Origin of the sequence: Mycoplasmopsis agalactiae PG2, from assembly GCF_000063605.1 — a bacterium.
Lineage (GTDB): Bacteria > Bacillota_I > Bacilli_A > Mycoplasmatales > Metamycoplasmataceae > Mycoplasmopsis > Mycoplasmopsis agalactiae.
Genome location: NC_009497.1, coordinates 115,132 through 129,528, shown reverse-complemented (window position 1 = coordinate 129,528; position 14,397 = coordinate 115,132). Strand labels below are relative to the sequence as shown.

Annotated in this window: 12 protein-coding genes and 2 pseudogenes; 1 reads left to right on the top strand and 13 read right to left on the bottom strand. The window is 29.5% G+C overall.

What is annotated here, in order from left to right; genetic code table 4:
• Nucleotide 1: 1 nt before the first annotated feature.
• From ybeY to MAG_RS04660, 3 genes and pseudogenes are all read right to left on the bottom strand, one after another.
• Entirely contained in the window at nt 2-460 is a 459-nt protein-coding gene (gene ybeY, locus MAG_RS00595; RefSeq protein ID WP_011949295.1) for an rRNA maturation RNase YbeY, read from the bottom strand.
• A 26-nt stretch (nt 461-486) separates the two neighbouring features.
• Nucleotides 487-876 carry an MAG1140 family protein gene (locus tag MAG_RS00590; protein ID WP_011949294.1) on the bottom strand — a complete coding sequence of 130 codons (390 nt, stop codon included), beginning with the start codon at nt 874-876 and terminating at the stop codon, nt 487-489.
• Nucleotides 854-2,910: pseudogene (locus tag MAG_RS04660) on the bottom strand (Mbov_0121 family peptidase domain-containing ABC transporter). The gene MAG_RS00590 and the pseudogene MAG_RS04660 overlap by 23 nt, the downstream one beginning before the upstream one ends.
• Before the next feature lie 155 nt (nt 2,911-3,065).
• Between MAG_RS04660 and MAG_RS00580 the strand changes: the two are divergent.
• Complete coding sequence (locus MAG_RS00580; protein WP_011949292.1) at nt 3,066-3,512, top strand: RpiB/LacA/LacB family sugar-phosphate isomerase; 447 nt, start codon at nt 3,066-3,068, stop codon at nt 3,510-3,512.
• Between the two features lie 71 nt (nt 3,513-3,583).
• On the opposite strand, the pseudogene MAG_RS00575 reads toward MAG_RS00580, so the two are convergent.
• From MAG_RS00575 to MAG_RS00540, 10 genes and pseudogenes are all read right to left on the bottom strand, one after another.
• Nucleotides 3,584-5,116, bottom strand: a pseudogene (locus MAG_RS00575) (Mbov_0119 family protein); the annotation flags it as partial.
• Nucleotides 5,117-5,131: 15 nt separating this feature from the next.
• The gene (locus MAG_RS04195) at nt 5,132-5,515 is read right to left on the bottom strand and encodes a hypothetical protein (RefSeq protein WP_232955130.1); all 384 of its coding nucleotides are present in this window, start codon (nt 5,513-5,515) and stop codon (nt 5,132-5,134) included.
• Nucleotides 5,516-5,557: 42 nt separating this feature from the next.
• Complete coding sequence (locus tag MAG_RS04190) at nt 5,558-5,989, bottom strand: DUF2179 domain-containing protein (protein WP_011949289.1); 432 nt, start codon at nt 5,987-5,989, stop codon at nt 5,558-5,560.
• A gap of 46 nt (nt 5,990-6,035) precedes the next feature.
• On the bottom strand, nt 6,036-6,773 hold the full coding sequence (locus MAG_RS04185; RefSeq protein ID WP_011949288.1) for a hypothetical protein: 738 nt from the start codon (nt 6,771-6,773) through the stop codon (nt 6,036-6,038).
• A 78-nt stretch (nt 6,774-6,851) separates the two neighbouring features.
• Entirely contained in the window at nt 6,852-7,343 is a 492-nt protein-coding gene (locus MAG_RS00565) for a DUF3899 domain-containing protein (protein ID WP_011949287.1), read from the bottom strand.
• An 86-nt stretch (nt 7,344-7,429) separates the two neighbouring features.
• A complete protein-coding gene (locus MAG_RS00560; protein ID WP_011949286.1) occupies nt 7,430-8,416 on the bottom strand; it encodes an MAG1050 family protein in 987 nt (328 codons plus the stop codon).
• Nucleotides 8,417-8,425: 9 nt separating this feature from the next.
• Entirely contained in the window at nt 8,426-10,828 is a 2,403-nt protein-coding gene (locus MAG_RS00555) for an ATP-binding cassette domain-containing protein (RefSeq protein ID WP_011949285.1), read from the bottom strand.
• On the bottom strand, nt 10,818-11,966 hold the full coding sequence (locus MAG_RS00550) for an ABC transporter ATP-binding protein (protein ID WP_011949284.1): 1,149 nt from the start codon (nt 11,964-11,966) through the stop codon (nt 10,818-10,820). Before MAG_RS00550 ends, MAG_RS00555 begins: the two co-directional genes overlap by 11 nt.
• Nucleotides 11,967-11,981: 15 nt before the next feature.
• A complete protein-coding gene (locus MAG_RS00545) occupies nt 11,982-13,250 on the bottom strand; it encodes an ABC transporter permease (protein ID WP_011949283.1) in 1,269 nt (422 codons plus the stop codon).
• Complete coding sequence (locus MAG_RS00540; protein WP_011949282.1) at nt 13,250-14,371, bottom strand: ABC transporter permease; 1,122 nt, start codon at nt 14,369-14,371, stop codon at nt 13,250-13,252. The genes MAG_RS00545 and MAG_RS00540 overlap by 1 nt, the downstream gene beginning before the upstream one ends.
• Nucleotides 14,372-14,397: the final 26 nt, after the last annotated feature.

Genomic DNA, 14,397 nt, shown 5'->3' with positions numbered 1-14,397 from the left:
ATTATTCCTCTCTTGTAATATTTAACGGATTAAATATTGCATCTACAATTTTATTCATTTCAATTCTTTCATTTTCAACTTCATGATCATATCCCATTAAGTGAATTAGTCCATGAGCATACAAATAACAATATTCTCTGCGCAATGAATGACCAAATTCCTTTGCTTGCTCTTCCACCTTTTCGTGACTAATTACAAGCTCGCCTAAGGGTAAAAAAGGCATACTTTTATAAAGACTTTTGTCGCCAAAATCAAAGGATAAAATGTCAGTTGCATAGTCTTTTTGTCTGTATTCTTTATTAAGTTTTTTGATTTTTCTGTTGTTCACAATGGAAACATCAACCGATATTTCCTTGTCCTCTAGCTTAAAATATGTTTGCAAATTGCTTAAAATTTGTTCATATTCAGCTTTAAAATTGAAAGAACTGCCGTTTTCAATGTTGATATTAACAATAACCATAACTATTATTATATTAAATTCATTTTTTATTGCTTGAATAGAAGATTAAATAGTGTTGTTTCCCCTAAATGAATTACACCGTCGATATTGATATCCTTTCTTAAAAGCGATCTAAGATTATCATCATAGCTAGTAAAATCTATTTGTGCACTATTTTTCAAAATTTTTATAGTTAATACATTAATGTCGTAAGCTTTTTCATTAATTTTTAAAATTATTTTTTGCCCTTGTTTTAGTGAATAAAATAATTTATTATTGCCTAATAAATGCATTCTATTTTTCTCATCTATATATAGGTTGATTTTTTCCGTTTTCTCTATTTTATAGTTAAATATGAAAATTAGCAATATTACTGAAGCTACAAAAACTAGTGCAAGTCAAAATCATATTCATTTAGATATAGTTGTTAATTTCATTGAGTCTTATTTCCTTTGAATTGTGTACAAAATTATTACTATGACTGATTTCAAGAAAAAGTGCATCTTTTTGATAATCTTTTATTGCTTTTTTAGCTCAGCTGAATTGTCAACGCTTATATTTTCAAAAGCTTCATCAAGCATAACAATTTTGTATTTCCTGGTAAGAAGCCTTAATAGCAATATGATTTGTTTTTGTCCACTAGATAAATTTGAGGCATTATTATTAATTTCTATATTCATATTTATATTTGCTTTGTTTATCACGCTTATCAGTCCATATTTTTCAATATTTTGATTAAGAACATCTGCTTTTTCCTTGTTGTTATCAATAATGAAATCAATTACCTTTACATTAGGAATGAATATATCACTTGATATATAGATCGTATTACTTAGCAAGTCTTCAAAATTTATTTGCTTTTGGTTAATTCCATTTATTAAATACAGACCCATATAATTGTCAAAATCGCCTTTTATAAGTTTTAATAATGTACTCTTTCCTGAACCATTTGTTCCTTTAAAACAAGTGTTCTGGTCTATTTTTATATTTTCAAAATCTAAAATATTTATTCCTTCTTCATAGCCAAATTTAATACCTTTTAGTTCAATGTTTTCAACCTTATTGATAATAAGACCTTTATCTATAACATCTTTATGAGGTAAATTAAAAACAAAATTTATCTGGTTAACATATTTTTTAATTATTGAATTTGATGACAACAAGCTTGAAATGGATAACAATGGATTAATAAAGAAACTAACACTAGTCAAAAACATCATCATATCTCCGTTAGTTAGCTTGTTTTTAATAATCAAAAAAGTAGAAGCAAAAATTATTATGTTTGATATGTTGCCTATAAAAATACTGTTGAACAAATTGTTGCCTGACCCTGTTTTATAGATTTTTTCGTCAATTTGCTTTTGGTTAATAGTCTTTTTGTATTGAGTAAGTCATAAGTTTTCAAAATAACTTTGATCACTAAAATTATCTTTTGAATTAATGTAATCAATATCAGCTTGAATTTTTTTAGATACTGCATCAATTGAATAATTATGCAAGCTTTCTAGTCTACTTTGATAAATGTAGTTAGCAATAATAACAAGTGTGATCAAACAAGCAACAAGAGCAAATAATAAATAATTAAGCCATATAAGCAGCAAGCCAGATAGAACTAAACTAAGAATTTCACTTATAAATGTGTATGCAAAATTAGCTTGGAACTCACTGATATATTAAATATATGCAGCTCTTTTAAAATATTCAGAATTATTTAGTTTGTATAAATTATTAATTGAAGTTTTTTTCAATTTTGAAAAAAACTCAGTGTTTAGTTTTATGTAGATTTTGTTAGTAATCTTATTAACTATATATGACTTAAAGTACTGATTTATAGCCTTTAGAATACATAATCACACAAAGAGTGTAAACACAACAATAATTGTCTTATTTAGAAAATTTGGAAGTATAAAATCAAAAACAATTTTTATGAAAAATGATGAAGAGAATGATAGTAATAAGTTAATAAATGTTGAAATTAATAGTGGATATGCATATTCTCTGTTTGAAATTAGGCTTTTTATTCTGTTATCGATGACAAACTTGCCTTTTTCTTTTGACAGTTTTAATGGCGAAACTAGAGCTATTACATTTGCATACTGCTCTTTGAGCACTTTTTCATCCATTTTGACTAGTTTTCCTAATTCTGGATCCTGAATATAAAACTTGCTGCCCTTAATTTTTAAAAGCACAACATAATGGCTATAGCCATTTCTGTTCAAAAGCAATATAAGTGGCAAGTCTTGCTTATTTAGCGATGTTAGAGCATCAAACTCGCCAGAATACGAATCTAATTTAAGTCCATTTTCGCTAGCAATGCTTTTTAAATTAAACAAACTTATGCCATCTTTGCCATAAGAACAATTAATTTTTAAATAATTTATATCAACCTCTTTATGATGATAATAATTTATTAGATAGCTTAAGACATGCAAACCACAGTCTCGTTGATCATCTTGCTTACTTATTCTCATATCTTAAAATGTAGCTAAATAATAACTTTTTTAAAAAGTGGAAAAATTTGGGAAAAACACATGATTTTTCCCACTGATGTATGTGCTAAAGCTCATGCTCTATTTATTATTCTTTTTTGTTGTAAAATTTTTTATACAAATATAGGAGCTTAAAAATGAAAAAAGGTAAAGTAGTTTTAGCCAGTGATCACGGTGGTTGTGATTTAAAAAATGAAATAAAAGACTATGTAAGCAATCTAGGATATGAAACAGTAGATTTAGGACCTGAAGATAGTTCAAAATCTATATCATATGCTGAACAAGGACATAAATTAGCTAATTATTTATTGGATAATAAAGATGTTTCATTTGGAATTGGTTTGTGTGGCACGGGTTTAGGTATTTCATATGCACTAAACAGACACAATGGAATAAGGGCTGCTAGAGTAACTTCAGTTGAGGATGCTAATCTTGCAAAATTACACAACAATGCTAATGTGCTTGTTATGGGCGGCAGACAAGTTAATATTGAACAAGCAAAAGCTATGATTGATGAATACATTAACACCGCATATGAAGGCGGCAGACACCAAGCCAGAATCGACCAAATTGATAAATTTTAAATAAAAAAACACATGACAACTAGTTGCGTGTGTTTTTTTATTTGTCTGTTTTATAGGCTAATTAGTCAATTTTAGTGTTTAGATTCATCATAAATTTTGTTTAGTGCAGGCGGCTCAATATAGCCTTCTTTACTCTTAACTAATTTATGAAATTCACTTGCTAAATATTGATATTTATCAATTGATCTAATTGTGAATTTTTGGTTGCTTTTATTATAAATAATAGGGCTTTCTAAAACAAAAGATCCTTTAACGTTAGAGTGCAATGCTGAAAATTCTTCTCATTCCTTATTAAAGTATGTGTAAGTAAAAGGCAATATGTTACTGCTATTAAATACTGTTGTATAAGAATCATCATCCTGAGCATCATCTCATGTTAAATCAATATATCTAAGTTTGCCATTATCTTTAGAACGGTAAACATTTCATGCATGAGGCTCTTTTGCTTCTAATTTGACAAATTTATCAGATGATTCATCATATTTGTATCTAAAGACATCGCCAGTTTGATAGCCTATGTCAATGTTTAAAAACATTCCGTATAACGTTAGTAATCTTGCGTATGTTTCACATACGCCCTTTATTTTTTCTTCATATTCTTTAACCTTAGCCAAAACTCCTGGATTACGCATAGATAGGTTAATATTGCCTGTTCTAATTTCTTCTTTTAAGGCTTCTACATCATAGTTAATTTTTCAAGTTATAAAGTTATGAAGTGATCTTAATTTTTGCTCTTCAGTGTAGTTTTTTGAAATTAAATAAGGAATAGTTGATAAAACATATTCTTTTAGATCTTTTCACTCTTCTCTTCTGTGGCGGTAAACTAATGAATTTGCATAAATAACTTTTGAAAAATAATCTTGGCTGGTGATGCCTTCAAGTGAATAGTTATATGTAAAAAAGTTAGTATGACCTTGTGAATTAGCTGGATAGGCAAAATATCCTCATGGCCCTAGTGCCTCAGTTGTTTTAAATGATGAATATCCAAGAGTTCATTCTTCTTCTTTCGAACTAAGCCTCTTAGCTTTAACTATGTCAGTAAACTTACTAATATTTTCAGTGTGCAAATCTGTGTAGTCTGAATAAACAAACTTTTCAGATTCGTTAAATTTGTCTAAATCATTTTTGCTTTCATCAGCTTTATTTAAATAAAATCCACCGTCAGCAATGAGCTTAATTCTTAGGTTTCTTATTTTATCGGTTGGAGCTTTTTTTATAAAATCTAATTCCTTAAGATCCGGCGTATAGCCCTCATTTACAGGGTTAAAAGCTAAATCTTTGTTTTTATCCAAAATTGCTAAAAATGTCTTAGTCTCATTTACTATTCATTTAGCATAATTATAATTTTGAATATTAGTTTTATCACCAGTGTAAGCCAAACAAAATGCTTTAAATTTTTCTCATCCGTCTTCTTTAGTTAAAAAGTTTTCAGCAAAATAACCAAAGTGAATTTTATTCTTATCATAGTGTATTGTGCTGCCATGAGATTGAGCAATAAAATTAGCCGAATCATTCTGTAAATTAATCCAATTGGTCAAAATTGTTAAATACAATTTGTTGTGTTTAAACAGATTAATGTATTCATCTAATTTTTGAGCTAGTGTAGTTTTAGCATTATTTTAATTTTCAAATATCTCAACCAATTCTAGTCATAATTTTCTTAAATCAGCATTTTCATTGTTTATTGATTCTTTATTCTTAGCCGGGATGCTTTTAGTTCAAAAACCGTTTTTTAATTGCTGACTAGATAACTGAACTTTGTTGCCTTGAACTTCGTCTTTAATACTGCCAAAAGTATATAAAATGTCTTCAACTTTAACATCTTCAACACCTGATTTAGCAAAATTAAATATAGGCTTATCGGTCGTTATTATGTTTGCTTTTTTATTCGATTTATTACTTACTAAGTCCTTGTTTATAACTAAATCAATGCATGATGTCAAAAATCCAGGAGCTATAAGCACTGGTGAAAGTGCAAGTATTTTATTTCATTTCTTTGACATAGCTTACTCCTTAGTAATTTTCATTTTTCTAGTAACCAAATTTTACTTCCTGTCCTTATTTACAATATTGGAAGTATAAATTGTACCTTTCATTCTTTTTATATCGAACATGCATATCATGGCATTTGGATCAATTTCATTGATTATCTTTAGCGCAACTGATGATTCAATATACATTGTGTTAATAATTAACACTTGTTGCATTTCGCCACTGTAGCCACCTTTAAAATTAGCAATAGTGGCTGAAAATCTTTTGTCCTTCAGCGCGAAAATTTTATCCAAAATTTCTTTAGGCTTAGATGTATAAGCCTCAATTTTAACCATTTTATATTTAGGAAACAGAACATCAACAACAATGCCGTTGACTAATATCATAATAAATGAGCTTGCAAAACTGGCATTGAAAAATAGCTCAATGCTTCAGTTGCCTGTAGCTAAGCCAGAAGGAAGATAAGTTCCTATTGTGTTGGCCACTAATAAACATGCAATGTGGATTATTATATAAATAAAGCCAAGGTTTTTAAAACTTTTTTTGTGAGTATCAAACTACAAAAATATCAAATCCTGCAGTAGTAGAGTTAACAATTAAAAGCGCGGCGGCTAGTGCACCTTGAATTATTGCTCATAATAATCCATAAAACATTATTGAAATTGGATTATTACCATTTTGTCCTGAGTAATTAACTGCTCATGTAGTAATCTGAACAATATTATTTGGCTGTTTTATAGCATTAGAAGTAAAATTGCTGTCAATTACTTTGCCTAAAATCAATCAGTTTTCAGAGCCAGGAATACTGCTAAATGCAATACCAAAAATTGTTGCAAAAAGCATAAATAACATTGTTAAAATGGCAAAATTTTTGTTAATTTTTGCACTTGCAAATATAAAAAGCGGAATGTTTATAACAAAGTTAATCATCCAGAAACATATGTTAAATATCACTCTAGCAAACTGATCGCTTTTGCCATTATTAATTGCTAGAAATGATGCTAATCTTGCAATACTATGGCTCAGTGCATCAAGACCAAGCCCATATAATCCAGTGTTTTGCACTAGCAGTAAGCTTATAAATGAAAACAAAAATGAAATAATTAAAACAACAATAGACTGCTGTCAAAATTTAGTTAGAGTATGCAAAAACGAAAAGTGAAGAACCTTTTCTTCAACCTTAATTCTATTTATTTCGTATGTAGAATTTTGATCAATAGTTCTTTTGCTTTTATTTTGATTGTTTAACTTTTCTTCATTCTTTTTCATCACTTATTTAAGTATATATTTTTAGTGATGCTTATGTCACTAAAAGTTTATTTATTTTTAAATTGAGGCAATTTTAAGCTATGCAACACTTGTTAAAATTCATGCGGTGATTAATAAAACAATTGAGAGAATGAATAAGATCACTAATACAAAGTTATAGCTTTTAGCTGCAGCATTTTCATCTAATCTCTGGCGTTCTTTTTCTAAATCTTCACGCAGTATTTTGAGCTTAAGCTCTCTTTCTTTTGAAGCTGGTTTCTTGTTTTCTTCTTCTATTTTATAGGCTAATTCGTTCGATTTTTGATTTTTATTTTTTCTAAATGCTCTAAATAAAAATCCTGTTGAAAATATAAAAACTAATCCGCTATAAGCAAGCAAAGCTGCGCCAATTATAAAGGTTCAATCTTTAGCAATTCTTTTAGAATTATATATATCAGGCTCTTTTTGTCACTTAGCAAAATAAAGAGACAAAGTCACAACAAGTATAGTCAAAGCGGCCGCTACAAAATGCATACATTTTTTTCATGTAAAGGAATTTCTAAAGTATTCTGCATTCATCTTTAATTTCATATGTTTATATTATAAAGTGTAATTTTTACAATAAATAAATTTGAATAATAAAAGCAAGCTAAAGCCTGCTAATATCGCTTTACACACTATCAGGTGTACTTGTATTCATATTCTTTGTCAGAAACAACTTTAGTTTCCTTGCCTTCAGAATCAAATAAACTGGTTTGAAGTTTGAATTTGATTGTTGCTTGCTTATCGCCGGTTCCGTTTGTAACGCTAATTCCAGTTAAAGTTGTGTCACCAGCATTTTTTAATGAAATGTATGAGGTGGGATCTTTTTTAATTTTTTCAAAAGTAACATCAGTTGCTGATGATTTTTCAATGAATTTTTCGGCACTAAAATCATCAAATCCAGTAAAGCCTTCAATTTTGAAGTTTTCAACTTTTTTGGCTAACTTAATTGGGAAATCATTGCCTGTTTCTCTTGCATTATGTTCAACATTATAAGTAAATGATACGTTGACGAAGCCTTTTTTGATGCCTTCGTTATCTTTTCCAAAGTCTATTTTTAAATCTTTAGAAATTTTAACTCCAGTTTGTGAAAGTAGGCTATTCCCTTGTAAATCTAAAAGCAGTTTATCATTAACTAAATCAGTTACTAGCAAGTCTTTTTTGTTAACATCAGCACCTAATGACTTAGTTTTTGAAAAATATAATTTTGAATTTATGTTTGAAAGAGCTTCTTTAATGTTTGACTTAAAGTTTTGTAAGTAAACAAACTTCTTAGGAGTTATATTTTTCTTATTATTTTTATCAAAAAGCTTGTATTCAACAAAGACATAGCCATAATTATCATTAGCTCTAATGTTCACTATCTCAAAGCCGAATTTGTCTGTTTTACTGCCCTTTTGGTTTACTTCTAATGCATTAGTATATGGTTTTTTAGACCTAACAAACTCTGATGGCATAATATTGCTAAAATCATTTTGAGCGCCAGAAGCCAAAGCTATCTTAACATCTTTAAAATCTTGAGGTTTAAAGTCATCCTTTTTTTGACAAGAAGCTGACAAAACTGGAGCAAATAATGCTACCGGCATTGATAACATAAACAATTTGGCTTTTTTATTCATCATTATGCTCCTTTACTTTTTATCTTCTTCTTTAAGGTCAATTATGTCTGTATTTTTAGGTGCTCCCAGGCGAAATGGTTTTACTCACTCTTTTACCTGTTTGTCTGTTCCATAGACATAATGGTCATTTTCAACAAAGTAATTTGATGGAATATCTGGATATTGTTGTTCCTTTAGATAATCTAACTCAAAGCTGATGTTTTCAAACTTTTCATTAGCATTAGAGATCTTAGGAATTGCTTTAAATAGATTTCTAGTATATGGGTGCAATGGTCTTTTGTAAACAGTTGCAGTATCGCCAGATTCAACTATTTTACCAAGGTGCATAATTTGCACATTGTCTGCTATATACTCAATCATAGATAAGTCATGAGCTATAAAGATCATACCTATGTTTTTCTTCTCGCACAAATCTTTTAGTAAGTTAACAACTTGCGCTTGAATAGAGATATCTAAAGAGGCAATTGGCTCATCAGCAACAATAACTTTAGGTTCAGTTATTAAGGCTCTCGCTATAACAATTCTTTGACGTTGACCACCTGAAAATTCATGAGGATAACGATAGGCAAATTGTTTTAATAGACCAACATCTTCTAATGATTTATAAATCATTGATCTAGTAATTAACTTAGTAATCATTTGCTTTGCAAATAGTCTGTTATATACATTAAATAATGGATTTTCAAACTGTTTAATGCCAAGCAATAAGTAGATAGTTCTAACATCTTTGAATAAGTGTTTTACTTCTACTTCAAATGATTTTAAAGTAGATAACTTGTTTGCAACTTTTTGCTTGTAAATTTTTATTGTTTTATTAATGTCATGCACTTTTGCATGGTCTTTTTGTTTTTTAGCTTGTTTTAAATCAGCATTTAGTTTTGCAAAAAATGCTTCATTAATTGCTTTGAACTTAAGGTCGTTGATGCCTTGTTGAGTTTTTAAGTTTTTGTATAAAAGACTTTCAGTAAGAATCTCTTTATCAAGTTGCTTAATTTGTTTTTGAATATTCTTGTTATATTTGTCATTTTCAGCCTTAAACACTTTTTCAGCATCTGATAATTTTTTCTCAGCAGCTTCTAATTCTTTTCTGCCATAAGCTGGCTTTTCTGATTTTGAATGAATAATTTCTTTTTGTTTTTCAATAGATTCTTCAACATTTTTAATAGCTGACTTAAATTCTAATTCATTAGAATGGTTGGACTTTAAGTACTCGCTTGCATCAAAATTATAATGAGATTCAACTATGCTTTTAGCTATAGCTTTGAATTCTTTAGTAATTGCAAGTGGCTCCAAAAATTCAATGTAAAAGCTGTTGGTATATTTGTTCAATTCAGCTATAAAATAACGAATTTGGTCAATTGATAGATAGCTAAGTTTAGATTTGTATTTTTTTACAAAATCAAATCTAATTTTGTTTGTTAGCTCTTTTTTATAGTTAAAAAAGTAAAAATCTAAATCATAAGTGTTTAATCTAGCATAACGACAAATTTTGATCTCATTTTTGTACTCTGAAAGAAAATTATTAAACGCGTTTTTGTTAGTTAACAAGTAATCATTTTGGTTGCTTTTTAACTCTTGCAATTCTTTTTCAAGCTCACCTAATTTTTGCGATGCATCATATTGTTTTTGTGAATATTTACATAGCTTTTTAGCAACTTCTAACTCTTTAGCAGCATTTAAATAGTCTAATTCATCAAAAGTAACATCGTTATTTCTGTACTGAGCCTGTTTTTCATAATAGAAATCCATAAGATGATCTGTGTTTGTGTACATCTCATTAATAATTGCACTTTCCATTGTTTGCTTTTCTTCAAGGTAGTTAAAGTATGAAACAAAGTTTTCGTCAATTGAAAGGTTATCTCAGTCAAATTTAAAGTCAATTAATCTGTCTGATCATTTAGGAAAAAACTTGCTAGAAGGCTCGTTAATTGCTTTTAGGTTATTAATTTTTAACTTTTTAGCATAAAGTAAGAAGGTAAAAGGGAAGTTTTCAGTTACTTTTTTTCAGTCACTGAATAAATCACCAGTTTTTTGCTTAATTATGTTATTAACAACTAAAGGTTCTTTTAGTATGCTATAAACAGTTTTTTGGCCGTTTAGGGATGCATGTGGATCTTGGAAGATCATTTGCACCCTTTTACGCAAGAATTTTTCACGCTTTTTAGAAATGCTCTCACCACTTATGATTTGATCATCTAAGGTCACAAAACCATTGTAATCATCATAAAGTCTTAAAATTGAACGTCCAACAGTAGTTTTACCACTACCAGATTCACCGATAAGACCAACTATTTCGCCTTCATGTAATTTAAATGAAACACCATCCACAGCTTTATTTACTTTACCGTTATTCAAAAAGTACTTTTTAAGATCTTGAATTTCTAAAATGACTTTTTTATTATCACTACTCTTCATCGTCTTTAAATACCTTTCTAAAACTTTTTAGTCTGTGTTCTAATTCTTTTGGCCTTTGGATTTTTGGTGCATCAGGGTGAAGCAATCATGTTGCAGCTTTATGATGACTGTTGATTTCAATTAATGGAGGTTCTTTTTCATAATCAATTTCAAGTGCATAGTCATTTCTAGGCGCAAAAGGATCACCTATTGGTAAGTTTGCCATATCTGGCGGTGTACCTTGAATTGAGAATAATCTCTCATCATCATTTTCAGGTATAGCTGATATAAGCGCTCAAGTATAAGGGTGAGCTGGATTAGTAAAAATGTCTTTTCTAGTTCCTCTTTCAACAATTTTGCCAGCATACATAACATAAATGTATTCACAGAACTTGGCAACAACACTAATGTTGTGTGAAATTAGAATAATTGAAATGTTATACTCTTGCCGAATTTGCTCAAAAAGAGCTAAAACTGAAGCTTGCACAGTTGGGTCAAGTGCAGTTGTTGGCTCGTCAGCAATTATTAGTAAAGGCTTAAGTGCTACAACCATTGTTATAACAACTCTTTGCTTCATCCCGCCGCTTAATGTATGAGGGTATCTATCATAAACTTCTTCAGCATCATGAATACCAAATCTTTCCAAAAGACCTATCAAATAGGCTTTTTTCTCATCTTTAGACTTGTTTTTTCACTCGCTATTTAAATTTAATGCATCTAATAATTGCTTACCAATTTTTCTAGTAGGATTAAGCGAAGTAAGTGGATCTTGGGGAATATATCCAATGTAATGTCCTCTAACTGATTCTCATAATTTAGCTTTTTTAATCTTTGATAAATCAATGTCGCTAATTACTAATTCATCACAAGAGATTAAAGCATTTTCATTAACATTAATTAAAGCTTTGGATGTAACTGATTTACCTGAACCAGATTCACCAACTAGCCCAACAATTTGACCATTATTAACATCAATATCAACGCCTCTAACTATTCTTATAAGCGAATTTCGTCCGTTTTTGAAGTCAACCTTTAGATTTCTAACTTTTAAAAGTTGATTATTAGTTAGCTTTTCAACCCTAATTGAAGATAATTTGTCTTTTGAATCAATCATGACTTCATCATTAGTTGTTGTATTAGACTGAATATTTGTATCCATAATTGCTCTTTCTAATTATCTTTTAATTTTTATAACTTTAGGATCTAAGGCGTCATGAAGCCCAATTGCCATGAATTGTAAACTTAAACTTAATAATAATAGTGTTGTGGCTGGAATAATAACTATTCATGGGTTTTCAGCTTCTTTACCAATGTTGTCAAACAAGAACTTACCGAGGTTATATGAATCAGGTGAGTTGTAAAAACCTAGGAATGATAAGGAAGCAATACTTAAAATTACCCCTGGAATTCTACGCACATAGTTCATTGCAACTTTGCCTAAAATTGCTGGTAGTGCGTGGAAGAAAATTTGTCTATTTTTTGAAGCACCGATACTTCTAGAAGCTAAAATGTACTCTTCATCTTTAACAGTTATTATAAATAATCTAGTTGAGTGAATTGGTCATGTTCAACCTGTAAATAGTAAGCCGGCTATTAAGATTCAATCACTAGGACTATCTTTACTTAAGGAAATGAACATTAATAATCAAATAATTGATGGAGGTGCCTGGAAAATGTCAATCATTCTCATAAACACTGTATCAATTCATTTGCCAGCATGAAAGCCTAAGTAAGCACCTATTGTTACACCAATAATAACTTCCACTGTAGCAACAAAGAATGCTATTTTAATAGATTCAAGTGCGCCAGCTCATACAGTTGATCAAACGTCACGGTCTGAAAAAGTTGTACCAAAGTAGGTTTTAAGTGTAAATTGGTCAACTTGAGTTTTTAAATAATTTACAAACGAATCATCAATTACATAACCTTCATTAAAGGCCTTATTAATAGCTACATTTAATTGCCTTGCATAGTAGTATTTGTAATAATCAATCACAATTCTATCAGAAGCGACTGATCTAAAGTCTAAATATTCCTTCAAGTACTTTGAATAAGCATAATTAGGATCATTAAATGTATTGACTTGTTCAATAATTGATGAGTTTGTTACTGAAATATGCGGAGCAAAGATGGGGGGCAAGCCTCCAACATCTGAAAGTCCTTGGTCTCAGTAATTATTAGACTTAAAATCAGAAGCTATACTAGTACCAGGTTTATAAGTTGGCGAAATTGTAACAATAATTGCTGTTAGGATTATGGTTAAGAAAACTAGTGTTGAAATAACAACAACAGGATTTGTAAAAAACCTTTTTAAAACTTCAACAATTAAAACTTTTGGTTTTCCAGCAATGCTGTTAGTAGACTTAGGTCTCTGGGAAGGAACAATTTTTGCTACTGATTCAGAGTCTAATTCATACTTTTTATTAAATTCTATGGAATTCATTAGTTGCTCTTAACCTCCTCGTGAATAATTGTTGAATCTTCTTCTTGTTTGAATAATTCTTTTAGTTTTCTTTTTCTTACTAAATAAGCTTTAAAAATGTGTAAGTAGTTGATTCCTGAGTTTGAACCATAAACAATTCTTGGGTCTAATATTACAAATGAAATATCGACCCAAATGTCTGTAAACACACTTAATGAGGTAAATAGTATTATGCTATACATAACCATATTTATCTCAGCATTTGGAAAGGCAAATGCTAGGATAAGCGCTGTTCCTTCAACTCCTCAGAATCTCTCGACAATTATACTTCCAGAAAGTAAACCAATATATGAAGGAAGTATTATTGCACTAAGTGGAATTGATATGTTTCTAAAAACATATTTTCTAAATATTTGCATTGTGCTTAAACCTTTGGTTTTAGCTATAAGGACATAATTTGAAGTTAAAACAGTAACTGTTTGGTTTCTTGCATAAAGTGTATAAATAGCCATTGAGCTAAGTGAAACAACTAAGATTGGCGGAATTATACTTTTGAAAAAGTTTGCAAAACTATTGGTTCCCGATGTATCATTCCTTACCCAAGCTGTATAAATAGTTGGGAAACCTAATTTTGTAAATAAGTTTATAAACATTGGAGCGATTATAAATGATGGTACAGCTATGAAAATAAAGACAAAGACATTTATGATGCTGTCTCAAATTGTTCCTCTTTTATAACCAGCTACAATACCTAAGGTTGTTCCTAAAAGTGCACTTATAACAAAGGCTGGAAGTGAGACAAATAAACTATTTGGCATATATTCTCAAAACACTGAGACAACACTTTGGCCAAAAGCATTTTGTCCTTTTACTTTTCCATAAAGAATTCCGAAATCTCCTTTAAATAAGCCTCCTAGGTAATTAAAAAGCTTTACTAAAACAGGAGTATTTCTATAGTTTTCTGCATCTCTTTTAATTTGCTCTAATACAACATCACCTGGCCTAGCATTGTTAATGTATTCAGCTAAAATCCCATCGTATGGATTCTTACCAAAAGCCGCTAATAGTGTATAAGAAAAGATTATGACAATAAATAATGTAAGAATAGCCATAGCTATTCTCTTGAATATATACTTAAACATAGTTTAAATTTTATCTTATTTTATAT